The organism is Solwaraspora sp. WMMA2065, assembly GCF_030345075.1.
Taxonomy (GTDB): domain Bacteria; phylum Actinomycetota; class Actinomycetes; order Mycobacteriales; family Micromonosporaceae; genus Micromonospora_E.
Genome location: NZ_CP128361.1, coordinates 1,190,442 through 1,210,449, shown reverse-complemented (window position 1 = coordinate 1,210,449; position 20,008 = coordinate 1,190,442). Strand labels below are relative to the sequence as shown.

The window sequence follows — 20,008 nt, the reverse complement described above, 5'->3', positions numbered from 1 at the left end:
ACACGATCGCCACCGCCGCCCAGGCCGAGGTCGGAGCCAGTAGGAGCACGGAGTCGGCGAGTGAAACTCCGCTGTTCCAGGCGGGTGCTCGGCCGTGCCCGCTGACGACGTCCGCTGGCCCTCGATGACCTCGAGCATCGAGGTCTTGCCCGCCCTGTTGGTACGGAGGAGGGCGTAGAACTCCCCGCTCGATCTGGAACGCGAGTTTCCTGACGGCGTGGAATTCGCCGTACCTGATGCTCAGCTCGTCGATTTCGATGACGGGTCTGGCTGACATCGCGATTCCTTTCGTCTTGACACCAGGCTCCCGCTACCGTCGACGCCTTCGCGTCGGTACAAGCCCCTTAGCTGTCACCGTCCGAGCAGGCCGCACTCAAGTGCGTGTACATGGCGTTGATGAGCCTGGACCCGACCGGCAACGGCCGCCGCAGGTGGACCATCCCGCACCGACCACGGCATTACCGTCGACTCGGCATAAGGCGTGGCGACGGTCGGGGTGAACGGCAGTACATGGGCTGCGCCGGTCGGGTCTTCAACGGCATCAACACAGTGCACCTGGCCTATGTGCGGGAACGGACCGGCCACGCCCTGATCGCCGCGCGGCAGTGGATCCCCACCGAGCAGATCACCGACCCGGCCACCGCCGCGCGGACGGGGCTGACCCCAGGGCTGGAGTTCCGCACGAAGGGCCAACTCGCGATCGACCTGTGCACCCACGCGTACGCCGACGAGCTGACCTTCGACGTGATCTGCGGTGACGAGGTGTACGGCAACTGCACCGAGCCGCGGGGGTTCCTCGAATCCCGTGGACAGGCGTACGTGCTGCGGGTCGCCTCGACCTTCATGATCCAGATGCCGTCCGGTGACCGGCTGACCAGCGCGCAAGCCGTCACGGAACTGGCGGCGGGGTCCGGCCGCGGCTGGCATGTCCGCTCGGCCGACGCCGGGTCGAAGGGACATCGCTGGTACGCGTGGGCGTGGATCGCCACCGCCTCACCCCGGCACCACCTCCTCGTGCGCCGTCACCTGGCCACCGGGGAACTGGCGATGCACTACTGCCACGTGCCCGAGAGCAGCCGGCGGTCGTGTCGCGGCTGGTCCGCGCCGCCGGCCTGCGGTGGCCGGTCGAGAAATGCTTCGAGTTGGGCAAGGACCACCTCGGCCTGGACCAGTGCCAGGCCCGCACCCTCCACCACCCACAACCACCCGACCACGCCATCGACTGGTTCACCTGGCGACGACGCCACCAGACCCGCACCTGCTGGCACCACCAACTCGCCCGCCTCAACCGCGAATACGCCCTGGTCAACTAGCAACTGGCGGGCTGCCGTAGTAGCCCCTGATGCCTTCGCCGGTCGTCACCGTGCGCGAGGTCGATGGTCGCTGCCCGCGGCGTACCGGGACCAACAACGGCGTCGGCGGACGTGCCGGCCACGGTTGAGACCCCACACTGGCGGCTGCGGTACGCATCGGTGATAATCGCCTACGTTCTAAGTTGGTTGTACGGGTGCCGACGGACTCAGGTGAGAACGAACTGGCGAACCTTCTGGGCCGGCGCGCAGACCGCGTCGCCGTCGAACACCTACTCGCCCAGGCACAGGCCGGACGCAGCGGGGCGCTCGTGGTGCGCGGGGAAGCGGGCATCGGAAAGACCGCGATCCTGGAGCACGCCCGCGATACCGCATCTCCGTCGGGGTTCCGGGTCGAACACTCGGTCGGAGCGGAGTCCGAGAACCAGTTCGCGTTCGCCGGTCTGCACCAGCTGTGCGCGCCGCTGCTGGACCACGCGGATGCGCTGCCCGAGCCGCAGCAGGCTGCCCTCGGCGTAGCGTTCGGCTTACGCGCCGGAGCGGCACCGGACCGGTTCCTGGTCGGGCTGGCCACCCTCAACCTGCTGGCCGAGATCGCCGAGGAACAGCCGCTGCTGTGCCTCGTCGACGACGCTCAATGGCTGGACGAGGCCTCCGCGCAGATCCTGGCGTTCGTGGCACGCCGAGTCGCCGCCGAACGAATCGCCTTACTCTTCGCGCTGCGCGATGTCGGCGACAGCGCTGTCACCACGTTCGCCGAGCTGCCGGAGCTACGGCTGGACGGCCTCAACGACACCGACGCCGGAGCGCTGCTGGCCTCCGCCGTCCACGCACCGCTCGACGCTGGAGTACGCGACCGGATCATCGCCGAGGCACGCGGCAACCCGCTGGCGCTGCTGGAGCTGCCCCGCAGTACCCGTCCCACACAGCTGGCCGGCGGGTTCGAGCTGCCCGACACCCTCAGCGTTCCGCACCGCGTCGAGGACGCATTCCGGCGCCGCAGCGGCAGCTTGCCCCCCGACACCCAGCTGCTACTGCTGGTCGCCGCCACCGAGCCAACCGGCGACGTGGCGCTGCTGTGGCGCGCCGCCGCCGAGCTAGGCATCGCCCTCGAAGCGGTCGAGGCAGCCGAAGCCGTCGGGCTACTCGAGATCGATATCCGGGTGCGGTTCTGTCATCCGTTGGCGCGTTCGGCGGTCTACCGGGCCGCCACGCCACCCGACCACCGCCGCGCCCACGGCGCTCTGGCCGCCGCCATCGACCCGCAGACCGACCCGGACCGGCGCGCCTGGCACCGCGCACAATCGATCTTGGGCACCGACGAGGACGCCGCTGCCGAACTTGAGCAATCAGCCGACCGGGCGCGGGCCCGCGGTGGGCTGGCCGCCGCAGCCGCGTTCCTGCAGCACGCGGCAACCCTCACTCCCGATCACGCCACCCGAGCCCGGCGGGCGCTGGAAGCCGCCCGCGCCAAGCACGAAGCCGGCGCCTCCGAAAGCGCGCTGGAACTGCTCACGACGGCGCCACTCGGGCCGCTGGCTCCCCTGCAACGCGCGCATCTCGACCTGCTGCGAGCCCAGATCGTGTTCCACCTGAACCGCGGCACCGAGGTGCCGGACATGCTGATGGATGCTGCCAAGGCGTTCGCCCCGTTGGACGCCGCGTTGTCCCGCGAGACCTACCTACATGCGCTGGACGCGGCGATCATCAATGGCGGGGGCGACGCGGTACGCATCGCCGAAGCGGCCCTGGCCGCCCCGGCGCCCGAGGTGCCGCCGCGACCGGTAGACCTACTCCTCGACGGGCTCGCGACGACCCTGACAAGGGGACATCCGGCAGGAGCGCCCCGGCTGCAGCTCGCACTGGCAGCGTTCCGCGACTGCCCGCAGGCGGAATCTGTGCAGTCCAGCCAGAGCGACCGTTGGCTGTGGCTGGCCGGCCGCAACGCCGTGACGGTCCTCGACGACGAGCTGCTCTATGTGCTGGCCAGCCGCAACGTCCAGCTCGCTCGTGAGGCCGGCGCGCTGGCGACGCTCCCCGCCGCACTGAACTTCCTGTCCATCACGTTGGTCCTGATGGGCGATCTCGCCCACGCTGACGAGCTGGCGGCCGAGGCCACAGTGATCACACAGGCGACCGGGGGCGTGCCGTTGCGCCATGGTCGCGTCATTCTCAACGCCTGGCGTGGCGACCAGGCCGAGACCACCGCGCTCAACGCCATCATAGCCAGCGATGGCACCTACCCCGACGAGGGCGTGGAGGTCTCCCTCGCCCGGTACGCGATGGCGGTGCTCCACAACGGCTTAGGCAACTATTCGGTCGCGCAGGAAGCTGCGGCGAGGGCGTGCAGGTCCGACGAACAGTCGATCAGCAGCGCGGGCCTACCCGAGCTCATCGAGGCTTCTGTCCGTGCCGGCGAACCGGAACGAGCGGCGCTCGCACTGGAGCAGCTCAGTTCACGCGCGGATGCGTACGGCACCTCATGGGCGCTCGGCCTGGCCGCGCGCTCACGAGCGCTGGCCAGCACCGGGCCCGATGCCGAGAAGAACTACCGCGAGGCGATCGAACGGCTCGAAAAGTCCCGGATGGCCAGCGACACGGCTCGTGCTCACCTCGTCTACGGCGAGTGGCTGCGCCGCGAAGGCCGCCGCCAGGACGCGCGCAAGAGACTCCGCACCGCCCACCAACTGCTGTCGGAGATGGGTGTGGAAGCGTTCGCCGAGCGAGCGGCCCGCGAGCTACGCGCCACCGGTGAGCACCCGCGCAAACGCACCACCCAGCCGGCCCACGCCCTCACCACCCACGAGCTGCACATCGCCCGATTGGTCGCCACCGGGGCCACCTCCCGGGAGATTGGCGCACAGTTGTTCCTGAGCCCTCGCACGATCGAAGCCCACCTGCGCAGCATCTTCCGTAAGCTCGGGATCACCTCCCGCCGGCAGCTCAAGGAACTACCGCTGCGCTGACCAGCCGCGCACACCACGGCCAGAAGACCTGGGAAGGCCGGGCAGCCAGGCGTCGGTGCTCGATCCACCAGCTGCGTTCGGCTGCTTTGACAGCGTCCGCCGGGCTAATACGCCGCGCCAGCACGGTGCGACCGATCGGGGCCTCCGCACCTTCCACCGACGCGAACCGTCGCCACGGATGCGAGGCTGGCGATACGCCGATGACCGACGGCGGTTCGGATCGCAAGACCTCATCCCGACATGACCTGGAAACCTGCGACACCATGCCGCACAACCGATTTGGCCGCCGAGTCGCCCTCAGGCCGAACCAGGAGCCAGGGTCGGGTCGCCCGGAGGGATCTCACCTCCGGGCTCCCACGGAACGGAGCGTGACAGTCTCCCGTCACTCCGCTCGTACCACCCTGGCCATCATCAGAGGGTTACGGACCCAGGCCCAGTGCGCGAAGTAGCGCGGGTGTTGCGCGATGATGCGTTCCCACACGACTCGGGCCTTGCGTCGGGGTCGTAGCCGCCGGTACTTCTTGCGGATCCAACGCACCAGGTAGGAGTTGATGCGCGCCAGGAGAGTGTTGAGCTCGGAGCGGTAGAACCGCCCGTAGTAGCTCATCCACCCGCGTACGACGGGGTTGATCATCTCGGCGAGTTCGGCCCAGCTGAGGTCCAACCGGCGGTGGATCTGCCATCGCCGGACGGTACGGCTGAGTCTTTTGAGAGCGTCCTTGCTGACCGCCGGGAGGAACGCGGTGAACACGTCCCCTCGACGATCTTTGGCCCCGCGAGGACGGAACGTGTACCCGAGGAACGTGAACGAGGTGTCCGGATGGGCGCCTCGCCGGTTGGTGTCCTTGCAGTACACGATCCTGGTCTTGTCCGGGTGCAGGCGCAGCCCGACCTCGACCATCCTGTCCTCGATCGCCTGGCGCACCAGGTACGCCTGGCGTTCGCTGGCGCAGTGCACCACCGCGTCGTCGGCGTAGCGTTCGAACGGCACGGACGGGAACGTCCGGGCCATCCAGGTGTCGAACGCGTAGTGCAGGAACAGGTTCGCCAGCACGGGTGAGACCGCGGACCCTTGCGGGGTTCCCCGGTCTCGGGGTTGCAGGCTACCGTCGGGCTGCTGCATCGGGGCGATGAGCCACCGTTTGACGTACAGCAGTACCCACGGCAGGTCGGTGTTCGCCTCCACCGCTTTGATCATGAGGTCGTGGTCGACGCTGTCGAAGAACGCCTGGACGTCCAGATCGACGACCCAGTCGTAGCGCCAGCACCGTTGCCGGCATGCCGCTACCGCGTCCAGCGCCGACCGTCGCGGCCGGTAGCCGTAGGAGTCGGGGTGGAAGATCGGTTCGACCTTCTCCTCGATCCTGCGGGCCACCACGGTCTGCGCCACCCGGTCACCCACAGTGGGCACACCGAGTGTTCTGACCCCACCCTGCGGTTTCGGTATCCGCACCGCTTTCACCGGAGGCGGGAAGTAACTGCCCGAGGACATCCGATTCCAGATCTTGTACAGATTTCCTTTCAGATCCTTCTCGAACTCCCCCAAGCTGACGTCGTCGACTCCGGGTGCTCCCTTGTTCGCCTTGACTCTTTCGTACGCTTCCCAGACTTCCCACTTTGAAATCTCTAACGGTTTCTCTGACAATGTCAGCTCGCTCCTCACAGTTCCTCCCAGACCGTTATGCGTTCTGGTTGACCAGACGAACCAACTGCGGATGGCCCGGCCCCTTCGCTCCACCCCGATTACCAGGGCTTCGTCACTACTACGGGCCGGTCCGCCAGCGCGTCTCGCATCGGTACTCACACCTCGCGGGCACATCCCGCTCGGCTACTCCCTCTCGCCCGGCTACCCGGGGCGGTATCGAGACACGCCTTCCCACGTTCCATGCAGAAGCCGCAGACCAGGCTCATGCCGCCTCCATGCCGAGCACCGCCTGGCCAGTCATCGGGCACCCGCCAGACTCATCCCGCAGCCAACAGCAAGGACCACGGTTCTGATGCCACCTAAAACGTAACGACACGTCAACAGCGGTTCGGTTTCACTCATCTTCCTGGTCCCTACCTGACACCTCTCACGGCGCCTTTTCCACATCGCTCACCACGACGGTCTTCAGCCAACGCAGCATGTGGTGGTTTGAAGCCTCCTCCCGAAAGGCGACTCCGAAGGGCCAAACCTTCATCTCCTGCACAGCATCGATTCCTGACATCGCTCCTACATCGCGATCACCATTCCTCGTTCGTGGCACACGCTATTGCGTAGTCGGATTACTGCTGGTCACGGCGTCGATGAGGTCTGTGGAGCGTCGGTTCGCGCGTCGGGTGGCGCGGGCGATGTTGGGTTCGCCGTTGGCACGGTGGTAGCCAACCGCGGTGTTACGGAGTGTGGCGAAGACGGCGGGACCGTTGCCGGTCCGGGCTCGATGGGCATCCTCACGTAACGTCACGTCGCGGACGTAGTGCAGGCGGTTCTCGATATGCCACTCCGCTCGCGCCCAGGCGCCGAGGTCGGCGGGTTGGGCTGCTCCGGCGGGAAGGGACACGGTCAGATACGCCGTTTCGCGGCTGGTCCTGCCCTTGACCGTGCGGGTCCGGGTGATCCGGACGGCCTGCTGGGCGTGGGGGAAGCCGAGCCCGCCGGGGGTCGCCACGGTGACGGCCTTGACGGTGCGGGTCTCCGTGCGGCCGTGTCCGGTCTCGCGGGTCCGCGCTCCGACCGGGACCTGCGCCCAGGGCAGCGTCTTGAGCTGGGCGAATGTGGTCGGCTGGTTGGCTTTTACCGTGACCATCAGATGTCCGCCGGCGGCGGCCAGGTACTCGGCGTGTCCGGTCTGGGCGTGCAGGGCGTCCGCGACGACCAGGACGTCGGTCAGCGATCCCAGCTGGGCGGCGACCAGGCGTAGCAGGGGCGTGAACGCGGGGATCTGACCGGAAAAACAACCGTGAGTGGGCAGGCGGCAGCGTCGGGGCGCAGCCCCGACGAGGTTCTGAATTTGTCCGTTGGGTGTGGTGCTGGTCAGGCCGGGTTGAGCTGAACGGTGTGGCCGAGGGCTTCGAGCTGGCGGATGAGGCTACGGGTCTTGCGGTGCTTGTTGATATGGGTGGCGTAGTGGTCCGGGCCGAGATCGATGAAGCTAGCGGTCGGGTCGGCCAGGATGTGCCAGACGATCGTCAGGATGGATCTGGCGATCGCGACCAGGGCTCTGGCTTTGCCTCGGCGTTTGACCAGGCGCCGGTAGCGTTCGCCGAGGAAGGTGTCGGTGCGGGCGGCTGCCGCGGCGGCGTCACCGAGCACACTTTTAAGGTAGGGGCTGCCACGGCCGGTGGGTCCGCGGCGGGTCTTTGACCCGGACTGCATGGTGCGTGGGGACAGTTTCGTCCAGGACACCAGGTGGCCAGCGGTGGGGAACTGGGCCATGTTCCCGCCGGTCTCCGCGATGATGATCTGAGCGACCCGAGGTCCGACACCAGGGATCTCGTCGAGCCGCTCCAAGACCGAAGGCTGATGGGCCGCAGGAGGACAGTCCTCACCAGTACCCGTCGGAGGCAGTGCGGCGATTAGCTGGTCGATGATCACGGTGAGCTTGTCGATCTCGACGTCAAGGGCATCGATCTGCTGCAGCAGGACGGCAGCGATCGTGGCGTGATGGTCGTCGAAACGGCCGGTCAACGCCTCAACCAGAGCGGGACGTTTGACCCGTAGCTTGCCCAGGGCCAGCTCGGCCAGTCGGCGGGGATCGCGTTCACCCGCGACGAGAGCGTCGATCATCGCTCTTCCGGACAGCCCGAGGAAGTTGGTAGCCACCGTGGACAGCTTGATCAAAGCGTCTTCCAGCAGCTTGTCCAAGCGCAGCTTGTAGCGGGTCCGGTCCGCGACGAGGTCGTGGCGCAGCCGGGTGTAGTCGCGGATGTCCCGGATCGCCTTCGGCGGCACGAACGAGGGCCGCAGCATCCCACGCTCGTTGAGCTTGGCCAGCCAGACCGCGTCGAGCTTGTCGGTCTTGGGTCGGCCCGGGACCTGCTTGACGTCGTTGGCGTTGACCAGCCACACGGTCACCCCGTGGGCTTCCAGGATGTAGTAGAACGGTCGCCAGTAGTCGCCGGTCGACTCCAGAACGACACGTTCGATCTGATCGGTGACCAACCGCTGGGCCAAGGCGCAGAGCTCGTTGGTGGACACGACGTCCCAGACCAGCGTCACCCTGCGGTGAGGCTGAGTCGGATGCGGTAGCCGGGTACAGACCTTGCCGGATGCCTTCGCGACGTCGATGGCCGCGACCCGGCTCAACCGGATCTCATGGTCGGGGTCGTGGATCTCTTCAGGTTCTCGTGACATGCCACCGGGCTCCATACGGGCAGAAGGGGGTGGGAGGTCGCCCGTGGGCCACGGTCGGGAACCAAGAAATCTGACCGGCGTGCTCGAAGCAACAGTGTGCGACCCATCGAGGTCGGGCCCCGCGCCAGACTCGTTAACGGCTTCAAGTGCCAAGATCCCATCGGCGTCGGCGGGCGACCGTACCGCAGTTTTTCACGCCATAGCGGCGTGCTCGGCACAGGGTGACTCGTTCGATTTCGTGGCGATCTGGACCTGGGCGAGCACGATGCCGGTGCTGGTGTCGTAGGCCGACAGCAGATGGACCTGACGTCCGTCGGGGAGCCGGGCACCGCGTACGACCTTGCCGTCGACGGCGATGACGATGCGCCACCGCCGTCCGGTCCCGCCGTCCGGTGTGGTGCGTGCCCGCAGCCAGCGGGCCAGTACCGCCGACAGCGTTTGCGCGTCGATGCGGATCAACAGTCGCCACACCGTGGTCGCGGCGGGGACCCGATCGGTGAACCCGAGCCTCGCCCACGCGGCGCGGTCGAGGTCGCGTACCCAGTCGGCGATCGCGGCGAACGTGCACGCCCCGGCCAGCACCGCGCACACCGCGACCGCGAGCACGCTGACCAGGGGGTAGCGGCGGCCACGCGGGTCACGCGGATCGGGTACCGCCCTCAACGCGACGAACAGACTGAGCTGCTCGCTGTCAGTGACCGCTACCGGGAGAGGCGTATCGGTGGGTCGGTGCGGCAGCAGAATCTCGGTGGGTGATGATGGCATCGGCGGGTGCGGTCTTCCTCGGGATCATGCGGCTTCGCAACTTCATGATCACCAACGGGCCGTGCCCGTCCTGCATAGACCCCCGGATTCCTCCCAAACTCCCAGCTCAGCCAGCCCTCAACCGACTACGCAACGGCCCTGGACCAGGAGCGGACGACCATGCCTACCATCAACCATACGATCGACATCGCCGCGCCTGCGGATCCTGTGTGGACGATTCTCACCGAGACCGCTGTTACCCGGAATGGAACCCGTTCATCACGAAGCTTGACGGCAGCCTGACCCGTGGCTCTCATGTGGCGGTCACTATCGCTCTTCCCGGGGCTAAGCCGCGCCGCTTCACTCCCACCGTCACCACCGCCGAGCCCGAGCGGCAGCTCGCGTGGCTCGGCCGTGTGCTCATCCCGGGGATCTTCGACGGCGCGCACTCCTTCGACATCGAACCGCTCACTCCCAAATCGACCCGGTTCACCCAGTCCGAACGCTTCTCTGGATTGTTCGTGATGATGCTGCCCGGCTTGTTGCGCTCGGCCGAGTCAGGCTTCGCTACGATGAACACGGCTCTCGCCGCGCGGGCAGAGGCATGACGGCCGTGTGCGCAGCCCGGCGTCTGGGTGACTCCCGGCAGTGGCTCGCCGACCGCGACGAGCCCGCCGGGTCGGTATGTGAAATGAGCCCCGCCCGGTTCAGCTGCTCCCTGACTGACAGGTAGTCCATCGAATCAGGACGATCCGAGGCCACGGTCAGGCGGTGAGCTCGTTTGTACCAGGAACGCCACGCGAGGCGCTCAGGCCTGTTGCAGCAGCCGGGGGTGGTTAGGTTTTCCCTGAGCCGATATGCCGCCCACTCCCGCCTTCAGAGTGTCAGATCATCGGGTTACCGCTGACGGTCGCCTCAGGGGAGGTGAGGTCCTGAATGACATCCCAATGTTCGACGATACGTCCGTTATCGAGCCGGAAGATGTCAACGATGACGACCGGATTCGGCGCCCACCCATGGACGACGCTGTGGGTGAACACGAGGTCACCCTGCGCGGCGATCCGCTTCGGCTCCCATGAGAAGCCCTCCAGGCCCGGCACCACAGCGCGTAGCGTGCCCAGACCATTGGCCAACTGAGGACTGTGCTGGACGTAGGGCTCAGACCAGTACCGGTCGAGCGCCGTGATGTCCTTCTCAACGAAGAGTTCCCGCATGGCGGTCAGTACGATTTCGGTGTTGCGTTGAGCCTGGCCAGTCGCTGTGTTCGCGGCCATGGTCATGCCTCCTCGATAGTCCCGACGAAGTTGTAGAGAGTGCCGCCGACAGTCACATTGGAATACAGCGTCGCGTTGGCGAAGCCCTCGACGTGGGTGACGGTGGCGCCGCTGGCCTCCGTCCACGAATTCAAGTAGACGCCGTCGCGAATCTCCCGCAGGTCGAGCTTCACGGTCTCCGCGTGACCATCGGGCGCAAGCCCGCCACCGCTCTCGACGACGAAGCTTCCCTGTGTCTGCGAATCAAAGGTGAACCGGACCGTCAGTTCACCCAGGTTGAACCGGTAGCTTCTGCCGATAACCTGCTCAGTCATAACATCCTTTCATCTTCAGCCGGTCGGTGTGCACTCTGCAGACCACCTGCTCGCTCCTTGGCTCATGCTGGGAATCGACCGACCGGGTGTCGGGTCATCCAAGCGGGGTCTGACCGCAAGGCCCGGTGTGATCGCAGTACGGCTGCAGGCGGCTCTGCCCGCAGCCACATAGGACGGCCCTGATCTCAGCGCTCGCACCTCGCGATGTGGCCACACTCAACTCACCGCGCACGATCAACTGTCCGGTGGAGTCGCGTGACCCACGTGGGCCGATCAGGGGCCTCCGCCCCGCCGGATACGAGTTCGTACCGCAACGCTCCGGAGGGACAGCGTCGGAGCCCTTCGGCCAAGCGCTCGGCCTCGGCACCGTCGGGCCGGCTCCACGGGCGCTGACCCGGATCAAAGACCTCCGGCAAGCCGCGAACCCACTCGGCAGCGTGCAGGCAACGCCTGGCCTCAAAGGTCACGGTGATCGACTGACCCTCGTACGCCTTCTTCGCGGTTCCGCTGCTCATGTCGCCTCTCCATCGTTGCCGCGCCCTGCTGTTCAGTCGGTGACTCTGCTGCGGGACTGGTACACCAGGTCCTGGTACTCGGGGTGCCGCGCGATCCACCCCGCGAAGAACGGGCAGGTGGCCAGGACCAGCAGGCCTGCGGCGCGGGCCTCGTCGAGGCCGGCGCGGGCAAGGGCCGTCCCCACTCCCCTGCCCTCGTACTCCGGCGGGACCTCGGTGTGCACGAACGCGATGAGTTCCTTGGTCCGGATGTACTGCGCGATACCCGCAACCTTGGACTCTCCCTCGACCCGAGCCTCGTACTGCTTGGCTTCGGGGACATCCTTCACATTAACTACCATGTGTCCTCCATCAGCTCTCATCTCTGATACGGGCGGACCGGCGCGGCGGCCAGGTCAGAGGTCGCTTCCGCCGTCTCCGGCGAGCATCTGTCTCCCAGAGGCGTCATACGGCTCGACCGCCGGCCGTACCACCGGTTGCCGCCAGTCGTGTTCGCAGGGGTAACGCGGCGGTCGTGCGATCACCTTGGTGGTCTTCACCGAGCAGAGGTTCGGTGCCAACGAAACGGGTCGTCCTCCAGGGCGGAGCGGTCCCAGCCCCCGAGGTCTGCGGCGGCCACGTAGGTGCTGCGGAGGAACTCAGCGACCGCGCGGTCCGGATTCGGTGCGGCGCGGGCAGCCTCGTACGGCAGCAGGAACTGCTGGAACTCAGCGCTGAAGTACGCGCCGTCGGGTCCGATCGGCTGCTCGGCGAACCCGTCGGGTGCGGGATAGGCGTACGAGTAGAAGGCGCCTTCCTCACCGCCGCCGGGCCAGAACCCGCAGCTGGACAGCTCGCGGGAGTAGCCCTCGACCATGACCCAGTCTCCGCAGTTCGGCACTCCGCCGGGGTGCGGCGGGGCCGACCGGCCGGAGAAGCGGGTGCAGGCGAGGTCCATCCCGCCCCAGAAGAAGTGCACCGGGCTGACCTTGCCCACGAAATGCGACCGGAACTCGCCGATCACCCGGTTCGCCTGCAACAGCTGCCGCCAGAACAGGGCGGCGGCCTCACCGTCGTAGGAGGCGTGGTGGTGGTCCTCGGCGAACGGGATCGCCGGGTCGACCTCGTTGGGATGCGGCCGGATCGGCGCCTCGATCCCGAGTTCGTCGAGCATGGCCATGACCCGCGAGTAGAACTCGGCGACCGGCATCGGCCGGAGCGGAAGACTCCGCACGCCGCCGTTGCTGGTGCGCACGTCGAGCCGATGGCCGATGAAGTCGAACTCGATCTCAAAGGCTCCCGTGCCGTACGGGATGGCGGACGTCGTCAACCCGCGTGGGCTCACGTACAGGGTCACCTGCCACCAGTGATTGACCAACGGAGCGTGCGCCATGCGGATCTTGCCCACGATCTGGGTCCACATGTGCAGGGTGTCACGCGTGTCGGTCCAGTCCGAGACCCGCAGGCTCGGCCAGCTCGTCGTTGCCGAAATGGTCATCGCTACTCACATCCTTGGCGCTGTCACGAGAGGTGACGGTCGTCGGGTCAGCGGTACTCGGGATTGGCCGTGTCCGGATAGACTCCTGCGTCCCAGACAGTGCGTTGGTTGCCGTAGGCCGGGAACCCGCCGGCACGACGGATCATCGACGCGAGGTGGAGCAGGTTGTAGGTCATGAACGCGGTATTGCGGTTGGTGAAGTCGTTCTCCGGCCCGCCAGAACCCGCGTCGAGGTAGGACGGGCCGGGACCGACCTCGCCGAGCCAACCCGCATCGGCCTGCGGCGGGATGGTGAAGCCGATGTGCTGCAAGCTGTAGAGGATATTCATGGCGCAGTGCTTCAGGCCGTCCTCGTTGCCGGTGAGCAGGCAGCCACCGACCCGCCCGTAGTAGGCGTACTGACCCTGCTCGTTGAGTACACCGGAGTAGCCGTAGAGCCGCTCGATCACCCGGCGGGTCACCGAACTGTTGTCGCCGAGCCAGATCGGACCGGCGATGACCAGGATGTCGGCTGCCAGCACCCGGGTCAGCAACGCGGGCCATTCGTCGGTGTCCCACCCGTACTCGGTCATGTCCGGTCGCACGCCGGTGGCGATGTCGTGGTCGACGGCGCGAATCTGGTCCACGCTGACCCCGTTCGCCGCCATGATCGCCACACTGCGGTCGATCAACCCCTGGGTGTGGCTCCGGCCGGGGGAACGGTTGAGGGTGCAGTTGATATACATCGCATGCAGCCCGGTAAAGTCGGGCTTCTCGATGATCCTCGCGGTCATGATGTCCTTCCTGGTCGCAATTGAGCAATGACATCGATGACCGCGAGCCGGACCCCGTCGCCAGGGTCGGGGTCCGGGATCATCATCTCCGGATCTACGAGATAGACTTCGTGACCGTTCAGGCGGAGCCGACGCGCGACTTCCAGGAGCATTCGTCGGGACACGTCGTCGATAGAGTGCACCAGGGAGACGTCGAGGACCACTCGGGGCTCCGAAGGCGCGCTCTCCACGACCTCGCGCACGATCCGTTCTGCTCCCGCAAAGTGGATTCCGCCCTGCAGCCGGAGAACCCGGGTCGCGTCCGCTCCGTCACCCCGTACCCGATTGGAACGCACGACCGCGCGCGCCGCAGGCGGGACCTCCATCACATGCAGTCCCATGTCTGCCGAGAACCGCTCGAACAGCGACACTCCGCGAACACTGTTGCCGTGCCTGTCCAGTCGTGGCGAGAAAGTGGCTATGCCGAGCTGACCGGGGAGTGCACCGATCAGTCCCCCGGCCACACCGCTCTTCGCTGGAATGCCGACCTGCGTGGCCCAGTCGCCGGCGGCGTCGTACATCCCGCAGGTGGCCATGACGCTCAGGACCTGACGCACCACCGCCCCGTCCACCACCTGCTCGTCCGACAGGGGATTCACCCCGCGGTTGGCCAGCGTCGCCGCCATCATCGCCAGATCCCGGGTGGTCACGAGGACCGAGCACTGACGGATGTAGCCATCGACGACGGCCCTGGGTCCTCGGTGAGGATGCCGTGGCTGCGGAGCATGTACGCGATGGCAAGGTTGCGGTGCGCGTTCTCCATCTCGGATGCGCACACCGTCTCGTCGACTGTCAGCTGACGGCCAGCGAACGCCGAAAGCCCCTGGACGACGCGGTCGACCCGCTCGACGGGCGTCACGTTTTCCGGACCGGTAAGTGAGTGAGCGGTGATCGCGCCGGCGTTGATCATCGGATTACGAGGGCGCCCCGTGTCGTTCTCCAAGGAGATCTCGTTGAACGCCTCCCCGGATGGCTCGACCCCGACCTTGGCGAGCACTCGATCAAAGCCGCGATCGGAGAGCGCCATCGCGTACACGAAAGGCTTCGAGATCGACTGGATCGTGAACGCGACGTCAGGGTCGCCGGCACCATGGACCGTGCCGTCGACCGTGGCGAAGACCGCTGCCAGACGCTCAGGATCAGCCGCCGCGAGCTCGGGGATGTACCCCGCCGGCTCCCCGGAGGTGTCCGATTCGACATCTGCGAGTACGTCAGTCAGATAGTCGGGAACGACTGACCGCATCTGTCCTCCTCAGGTTCTCGCGGAAGCTGTTTGCAGGGCCGCGCCCGAACGGCCCGGCAGGCTGTGGTGAGGGTTCGCAGCTCGGCGGCCTCGACATTCGCTCCGAACGCAGCAGTCCCGGGCTCGACGCGGGCACCGGCCGAGAGGGAGCCGATCGCCACGGCGTCGAATCCGAACGCGTTGATGAGTTGTGACACCACAGCCACGTCCTCGGGAGAGTCTCCGGCGACCGCGATCGCCTTGCGCCCGGACCGCCCTGCGGGACGAGCCTCCTCTTCGAGGTCGTGATAGCCCATGTGGTTCAGCGCCTTGACGACCCGCGCGCCCGGCAGGAACCGCTGCACGGCATCGCTCGATGACACGCCGGGCGGGACGATCGTGTCGCGGAGGCCGTCAGACTCCCACCAGTGGTTCATCGCATCCACGACGAGCTTCCCCTTCAATTCGTCTACCGGGAGGTTGCGGTGCCTGCTGAGTGGGAGTGCGAGGATCACCACGTCCGCGGTCGCCGCGACCTCGGTCGGCCACCCGGCAGTGGCGCCGGGTGTCAGCACCTCGGTGGTCAGTGCGATCCTCTCAGGATCTCCGGAGCCGGCCATGAGGACGCGATAGCCGGCGGCGACGGCCAGACGGGCCAGGACGGTGCCGACCTTCCCGGCACCCAGAATACCGACGGTTGTGACACGAGAAGTCATCGTGCAACCCGCGCCGTGGCTGCGGACTGCTCAGCCAGAAGCTCACGCACCCGCGGAATGACCTGCGTGCCGTACAGCTCGACCGACCGCATCCGCGCCGCGGCGGAGACTGTCCCCGCGGCGGAGTAGATCATGTCGAAACGGCCCACGTCCAACATCCGGACCGCGCGGGCGATCTTCGCCGCGACGGTCTCGACCGACCCGACGTACAGCGAGCCGTGCGCCACGTCGGCATCGAACTCCCGCCGCTGGAGCGGCGGCCAACCGCGCAACGTGCCGATCCGATCGCGGATCTCCCGGTATCCGGGGTAGAACAGCTCCTTGGCCTCCTCGTCGGTCGCGGCGACGAAGCCAGGCGAGTGCACCCCGACCGGCGCAGCGGTCGTGCCGAGCTGCTGGTGCGCCCGTCGATACAGGTCCACGTACGCAGCAAAGCGATCGGGTACGCCACCGATGATGGCGAGCATGAGCCGGAATCCGTAGCGCGCGGTGCGGAGCACCGACTGCGGCGTACCGCCCACTCCCACCCAGGTGCTCAGACGTCCCGATTCCGTCTTCGGATAGACGTCCGCGTTCTGCAGGGCGGCGCGAATGGTGCCTTCCCAGGTCACCGGCTTCTCGTCCAGCAGTCGGTGAAACAGGTCGATCTTCTCCTCGAACAGCACCTCGTAGTCCTTCAGGTCGTACCCAAACAACGGGAACGACTCGGTGAACGACCCTCGCCCGAGGATCACCTCGGCGCGACCGCTGGATAGCGCATCGATCGTGGCGAAGCGCTGGAACACCCGCACCGGATCATCCGAGGACAGCACCGTCACTCCCGACGCGAGCCGGATCCGCTGCGTGGCGGTCGCGATGCCGGCGAGCACAGTCTCCGGACTGGAGATCGCGTACTCCGGCCGGTGGTGCTCGCCCAATGCGACCACGTCGATGCCGATCTGGTCGGCCAGGACGGCCTCGGCCACTGCCGCGCGGATCGCCTTCGCGTGCGAGACGATTTCCCCCCGGTCATCACGAGGGCGGTCACCGAAACTGTCGATACCGAACTCGATCTGCGATGCATCCACCGTGGGTGACTCCTTCAATGTCTCGGCTGCCTCCGACATCTGGTCCAGATGTGGTGATGCTCAGCGCGCAGGCGTTGCCGCCGAGCACCTAGGTGACGGCCACCGTTCGCCGGGCCGTGGGGCTTTCGCCGAAGTCGCGCACCGTGCCCGCCGACACCGTCCGACGACCCTCGATGACCTCGATCGTCGAGGTCTTGCCTGCCCCGTTGGTGCCGAGGAGGGCGTAGAGCTCCCAGAGCGCGACATGGGTTGAGATCTCCTCGACGGGGTCGAACTTGCCGTAGGTAACGCTCAATTGGGCGGCTTCGATGACTGGGCTGACGGGCATCGCGGCTCCCTCTCGTCTCGGCACAAGACTTCCGTCCTCGGCGGCGCCTTCGCGTCGGTATAAACGCCTTAGCCCTCACCTTCAGCGCACCGATTCGCAAGCGAGCTGGTCACGGGCGGTGCGAGCAAGCCGGCGTGGCAGCCGGGACGCGGGTTGACCAGTGATGGAAGCCGCGCGCTCGGGCCTGTCTCGACCTACGGCATCCGTTTCATCAACCGCTCCGCGTGGAGATCACGGGTGACAACTACCTACTCCGCCCCTGTCGGACCTCATCCCAACCTCGGGTGGAAGTGAAAGACAGACCACGCATGGGTCGGCGGCGCCGTCGTCGGCGTCCGGGTCGGGCGAGTGCTCCCCCAGGTACCGCGCCAGCTGCGCCGCCGCGAGGAGACAGTTGTACCGGGTCGTCTCCGGATAGTTCCCCGAACGCAGCGACCGGTCCCAGTCCCGCAGGGACCCGGCCCAGGTCCGGGACAGTCCTACGGTCAGCTTCTGAAGATCCAACAGTGCCATGGCAACCTGCCCGAGTTTTGTGGTCCAACAGCGGCACGCCAGACCGGGCATCCATGCCAAGCAATGAAAAGAGGGCTCCCGCAAGTCGCTGACCTGCGGAAACCCTCACGCTGTCGGGACGGCCGGATTCGAACCGACGACCCCTTGACCCCCAGTCAAGTGCGCTACCAAGCTGCGCCACGTCCCGCTCCAGCCGGCACAGCGCCGGCGGCAGCCGGTACAGCGTAGCGCACCGGTCGGCCAGGACACCGCGGCCCCCACCGGGGAGATACGGCAGCCATACCGGCGACGGGCCTCAGCCGTGGGCCTTGCCCCGCCCGCCGGGACCCACCTGCTTGCGTGGGCGCACCGTGACCTCGATCGGGGTGCCTTCGAAGCCGAACTCCTCCCGCAGCTTGCGCTCGACGAACCGCTGGTAGCCGGCGTCGAGCGGGCCGGTGGTGAACAGCACGAACCGGGGCGGCGCCACGCCGGCCTGGGTGGCGAAGAGGATGCGCGGTGCGCGGCCGCCGCGTACCGGGTGCGGGGTGGCCTGCACCAGGGCGGTGATCCACTGGTTGAGCTGGCCGGTCGGGATACGGGTCTCCCAGCTGGCCAGGGCGGTCCGCAGCGCCGGGGCGAGCCGCTCCACCGACCGGCCGGTCCGGGCGGAGATGTTCACCCGGATCGCCCACGGAATGCGCCGGAGGTCCCGCTCGATCTCCTTCTCCAGGTAGTACCGTCGGTCGGCGTCGACCAGATCCCACTTGTTGAACGCGATCACCAGGGCCCGGCCGGCTTCGACGACCATCGACAGCACCCGCTGGTCCTGCTCGCTCAGGACTTCGCTGGCGTCGAGCAGGACGACCGCCACCTCGGCCGCTTCGATCGCGCCGGCGGTGCGCAGGCTGGCGTAGTACTCTGTGCCGCTGGCCCGGTTGGCGCGCTTGCGCAGCCCGGCGGTGTCGACGAACTGCCACGGTTCACCGCCGATCTCGACGATGCTGTCCACCGGGTCGACGGTGGTGCCCGCGACGGAGTCGACGACGGCCCGCTCCTCCCGGGCGAGCCGGTTGAGCAGACTCGACTTGCCGACGTTCGGCCGGCCGACCAGGGCAACCCGGCGAGGGCCGCGCGGCCCACCCGGCTCGGTGACCGGCGGCGGATCAGGCAACGCGTCGAGGACCGCGTCGAGCAGGTCGCCGGACCCGCGACCGTGCAGCGCCGAGACCGGGTACGGCTCGCCCAGGCCGAGTGACCACAGGGCGGCCGACTCCAACTCGACGGACATGTTGTCGGCCTTGTTGGCGACCAGCAGGACCGGTTTGGCGCTGCGTCGCAGCATCTTGACCGCGGCCTCGTCGACATCGGTCGAGCCGACCGTGGCGTCGACGACGAACAGGATGACGTCCGCGGTGGCCACCGCGGCTTCGGCCTGGGCGGCGATCGCGGCGGCGCGGTCGCGGGCGTCCGGCTCCCAGCCGCCGGTGTCGACGACGACGAACTGCCGACCGGACCAGTTGGCGTCGTACGGCACCCGGTCCCGGGTCACGCCCGGGGTGTCCTCCACCACCGCCTGCCGGCGGCCGATGATCCGGTTGACCAGTGTGGACTTGCCGACGTTGGGGCGCCCGACGACGGCGACCACCGGGACCGGGGCGGCCGGCCCGGTCCGCTCGTCCGGGACTGCCTCGGCGCTCACCGGGTCGTCCGGGCTACGAGCAGCTCGCGGAGCTGGTCGACGACCTCGTCGATGCCCATCCCGGTGGTGTCCAGCTCGACCGCGTCGGCGGACTGCTGCAACGGGTCGGCGGCCCGGGTCGAGTCGAGCCGGTCGCGGCGGGCCAGCGCCGCGGCTGTCGCCGCTACGTCGGCGGCGGTCTCGGCGCTGCGCCGCATCGCCCTGGCCTCGGCCGACGCGGTGAGGTAGACCTTGAGGTCAGCATCGGGTGCGACGACGGAGCCGATGTCACGGCCCTCGACGACGATCGGGGACGGCTGATCGATCAACGCGCGCTGCTCGGCGACCAGCCGTTCACGTACCGCCGGCACGGCCGCCACCGCGGACACTGCGGAGGTGACCTCCTGGCTGCGGATCTCGACGTCCACCGCGACGCCATCCGCGCTGATGTGCGGTGCCGCCGGATCGGTGCCGACGGTCAAGGTGACGTCCGACGCGACCTTGACGACCCCGGGCGTGTCGTGCGGGTCGACGCCAGACCGGAGCACTGCCCAGGTGATTGCCCGGTACATCGCGCCGGTGTCCAGGTAGCGGGCGCCTGTCGCGGCGGCCAGTCGCCGGGAAACGGTGGATTTGCCGGATCCGGACGGACCATCCACCGCCACCACGAAGTGCCCGGTCCGTGCCTGCTCAGCCACCGTCGGTTTCCTCTCTTCCGTACCACCGGCCCCGGCAGTCCCGGGAGCATCCACGAGGG

19 protein-coding genes, 1 tRNA gene and 2 pseudogenes are annotated in these 20,008 nt (G+C 67.6%); 3 read left to right on the top strand and 19 right to left on the bottom strand.

Annotated elements, in window-relative coordinates; genetic code table 11:
* Positions 1-498: 498 nt before the first annotated feature.
* Together O7610_RS05620 and O7610_RS05615 are read left to right on the top strand one after the other, a co-directional pair.
* A pseudogene (locus O7610_RS05620) lies at positions 499-1,313 on the top strand (IS701 family transposase); the annotation flags it as partial.
* A 194-nt stretch (positions 1,314-1,507) separates the two neighbouring features.
* The gene (locus tag O7610_RS05615; RefSeq protein WP_289212754.1) at positions 1,508-4,276 is read left to right on the top strand and encodes an ATP-binding protein; all 2,769 of its coding nucleotides are present in this window, start codon (positions 1,508-1,510) and stop codon (positions 4,274-4,276) included.
* Between the two features lie 382 nt (positions 4,277-4,658).
* Here the strand turns inward: O7610_RS05615 and ltrA are convergent, their stop codons facing one another.
* The 4 genes from ltrA to O7610_RS05595 all read right to left on the bottom strand — a co-directional run bounded on the left by ltrA (position 4,659) and on the right by O7610_RS05595 (position 9,374).
* The gene (gene ltrA / locus O7610_RS05610) at positions 4,659-6,095 is read right to left on the bottom strand and encodes a group II intron reverse transcriptase/maturase (RefSeq protein WP_281551635.1); all 1,437 of its coding nucleotides are present in this window, start codon (positions 6,093-6,095) and stop codon (positions 4,659-4,661) included.
* 430 nt (positions 6,096-6,525) lie between these two features.
* Positions 6,526-7,146, bottom strand: a complete 621-nt coding sequence (locus tag O7610_RS05605; RefSeq protein ID WP_289213570.1) for an ISAs1 family transposase — start codon at positions 7,144-7,146, stop codon at positions 6,526-6,528.
* 143 nt (positions 7,147-7,289) lie between these two features.
* A complete protein-coding gene (locus tag O7610_RS05600) occupies positions 7,290-8,609 on the bottom strand; it encodes an IS110 family RNA-guided transposase (protein WP_289212753.1) in 1,320 nt (439 codons plus the stop codon).
* A gap of 192 nt (positions 8,610-8,801) precedes the next feature.
* Complete coding sequence (locus O7610_RS05595) at positions 8,802-9,374, bottom strand: ISAs1 family transposase (protein WP_289212752.1); 573 nt, start codon at positions 9,372-9,374, stop codon at positions 8,802-8,804.
* Positions 9,375-9,583: 209 nt separating this feature from the next.
* Between O7610_RS05595 and O7610_RS05590 the strand changes: the two genes are divergently transcribed.
* Positions 9,584-9,961 (top strand): SRPBCC domain-containing protein, encoded by a 378-nt coding sequence (locus O7610_RS05590; protein ID WP_281554668.1) that lies wholly within the window; start codon positions 9,584-9,586, stop codon positions 9,959-9,961.
* 276 nt (positions 9,962-10,237) lie between these two features.
* Here O7610_RS05590 and O7610_RS05585 read toward each other — a convergent pair whose 3' ends face one another.
* The 15 genes and pseudogenes from O7610_RS05585 to cmk all read right to left on the bottom strand — a co-directional run bounded on the left by O7610_RS05585 (position 10,238) and on the right by cmk (position 19,949).
* Positions 10,238-10,627 carry a nuclear transport factor 2 family protein gene (locus O7610_RS05585; protein WP_281554667.1) on the bottom strand — a complete coding sequence of 130 codons (390 nt, stop codon included), beginning with the start codon at positions 10,625-10,627 and terminating at the stop codon, positions 10,238-10,240.
* A gap of 2 nt (positions 10,628-10,629) precedes the next feature.
* The gene (locus tag O7610_RS05580; protein ID WP_281554666.1) at positions 10,630-10,941 is read right to left on the bottom strand and encodes a MoaF-related domain-containing protein; all 312 of its coding nucleotides are present in this window, start codon (positions 10,939-10,941) and stop codon (positions 10,630-10,632) included.
* Between the two features lie 94 nt (positions 10,942-11,035).
* Positions 11,036-11,173: a CDGSH iron-sulfur domain-containing protein gene (locus O7610_RS30560; RefSeq protein WP_353850332.1), complete on the bottom strand. Its 138-nt coding sequence runs from the start codon at positions 11,171-11,173 to the stop codon at positions 11,036-11,038.
* Entirely contained in the window at positions 11,163-11,456 is a 294-nt protein-coding gene (locus O7610_RS05575; protein ID WP_281554665.1) for a (4Fe-4S)-binding protein, read from the bottom strand. Before O7610_RS05575 ends, O7610_RS30560 begins: the two co-directional genes overlap by 11 nt.
* Positions 11,457-11,488: 32 nt before the next feature.
* Positions 11,489-11,785, bottom strand: a complete 297-nt coding sequence (locus tag O7610_RS05570; RefSeq protein WP_281554664.1) for a GNAT family N-acetyltransferase — start codon at positions 11,783-11,785, stop codon at positions 11,489-11,491.
* A 206-nt stretch (positions 11,786-11,991) separates the two neighbouring features.
* Positions 11,992-12,933, bottom strand: coding sequence for a DUF5996 family protein (locus tag O7610_RS05565; protein ID WP_289212751.1), 942 nt, complete (start codon positions 12,931-12,933; stop codon positions 11,992-11,994).
* 47 nt (positions 12,934-12,980) lie between these two features.
* The gene (locus tag O7610_RS05560; RefSeq protein WP_281554662.1) at positions 12,981-13,706 is read right to left on the bottom strand and encodes a flavodoxin family protein; all 726 of its coding nucleotides are present in this window, start codon (positions 13,704-13,706) and stop codon (positions 12,981-12,983) included.
* Entirely contained in the window at positions 13,703-14,071 is a 369-nt protein-coding gene (locus O7610_RS05555; RefSeq protein ID WP_289213569.1) for an STAS domain-containing protein, read from the bottom strand. The genes O7610_RS05560 and O7610_RS05555 overlap by 4 nt, the downstream gene beginning before the upstream one ends.
* Before the next feature lie 60 nt (positions 14,072-14,131).
* A pseudogene (glsA, locus tag O7610_RS05550) lies at positions 14,132-14,988 on the bottom strand (glutaminase A); the annotation flags it as partial.
* Positions 14,961-15,683 (bottom strand): NADPH-dependent F420 reductase, encoded by a 723-nt coding sequence (locus O7610_RS05545; protein WP_289212750.1) that lies wholly within the window; start codon positions 15,681-15,683, stop codon positions 14,961-14,963. The gene O7610_RS05545 and the pseudogene glsA, both read right to left, overlap by 28 nt.
* Positions 15,680-16,789, bottom strand: coding sequence for an LLM class flavin-dependent oxidoreductase (locus O7610_RS05540; protein WP_289212749.1), 1,110 nt, complete (start codon positions 16,787-16,789; stop codon positions 15,680-15,682). Before O7610_RS05540 ends, O7610_RS05545 begins: the two co-directional genes overlap by 4 nt.
* A 49-nt stretch (positions 16,790-16,838) precedes the next feature.
* On the bottom strand, positions 16,839-17,078 hold the full coding sequence (locus O7610_RS05535) for an ATP-binding cassette domain-containing protein (RefSeq protein WP_281554658.1): 240 nt from the start codon (positions 17,076-17,078) through the stop codon (positions 16,839-16,841).
* 626 nt (positions 17,079-17,704) lie between these two features.
* A tRNA-Pro gene (locus tag O7610_RS05530) sits at positions 17,705-17,778 on the bottom strand.
* 108 nt (positions 17,779-17,886) lie between these two features.
* Positions 17,887-19,272, bottom strand: coding sequence for a ribosome biogenesis GTPase Der (gene der / locus O7610_RS05525; RefSeq protein ID WP_281554657.1), 1,386 nt, complete (start codon positions 19,270-19,272; stop codon positions 17,887-17,889).
* Positions 19,269-19,949 (bottom strand): (d)CMP kinase, encoded by a 681-nt coding sequence (cmk, locus tag O7610_RS05520; protein WP_281554656.1) that lies wholly within the window; start codon positions 19,947-19,949, stop codon positions 19,269-19,271. The genes der and cmk overlap by 4 nt, the downstream gene beginning before the upstream one ends.
* Between the last annotated feature and the right edge of the window lie 59 nt (positions 19,950-20,008).

What these genes read in the sequence shown, in the direction of transcription:
- ltrA (WP_281551635.1), bottom strand. Translation starts at nt 6,095, where the DNA reads ATGTGCCCGCGAGGTGTGAGTACCGATGCGAGACGCGCTGGCGGACCG.
- O7610_RS05600 (WP_289212753.1), bottom strand. Translation starts at nt 8,609, where the DNA reads ATGTCACGAGAACCTGAAGAGATCCACGACCCCGACCATGAGATCCGG.
- O7610_RS05595 (WP_289212752.1), bottom strand. Translation starts at nt 9,374, where the DNA reads ATGCCATCATCACCCACCGAGATTCTGCTGCCGCACCGACCCACCGAT.
- O7610_RS05585 (WP_281554667.1), bottom strand. Translation starts at nt 10,627, where the DNA reads ATGGCCGCGAACACAGCGACTGGCCAGGCTCAACGCAACACCGAAATC.
- O7610_RS05580 (WP_281554666.1), bottom strand. Translation starts at nt 10,941, where the DNA reads ATGACTGAGCAGGTTATCGGCAGAAGCTACCGGTTCAACCTGGGTGAA.
- O7610_RS05575 (WP_281554665.1), bottom strand. Translation starts at nt 11,456, where the DNA reads ATGAGCAGCGGAACCGCGAAGAAGGCGTACGAGGGTCAGTCGATCACC.
- O7610_RS05565 (WP_289212751.1), bottom strand. Translation starts at nt 12,933, where the DNA reads ATGACCATTTCGGCAACGACGAGCTGGCCGAGCCTGCGGGTCTCGGAC.
- O7610_RS05560 (WP_281554662.1), bottom strand. Translation starts at nt 13,706, where the DNA reads ATGACCGCGAGGATCATCGAGAAGCCCGACTTTACCGGGCTGCATGCG.
- O7610_RS05555 (WP_289213569.1), bottom strand. Translation starts at nt 14,071, where the DNA reads ATGGAGGTCCCGCCTGCGGCGCGCGCGGTCGTGCGTTCCAATCGGGTA.
- O7610_RS05545 (WP_289212750.1), bottom strand. Translation starts at nt 15,683, where the DNA reads ATGACTTCTCGTGTCACAACCGTCGGTATTCTGGGTGCCGGGAAGGTC.
- O7610_RS05540 (WP_289212749.1), bottom strand. Translation starts at nt 16,789, where the DNA reads ATGTCGGAGGCAGCCGAGACATTGAAGGAGTCACCCACGGTGGATGCA.
- O7610_RS05535 (WP_281554658.1), bottom strand. Translation starts at nt 17,078, where the DNA reads ATGCCCGTCAGCCCAGTCATCGAAGCCGCCCAATTGAGCGTTACCTAC.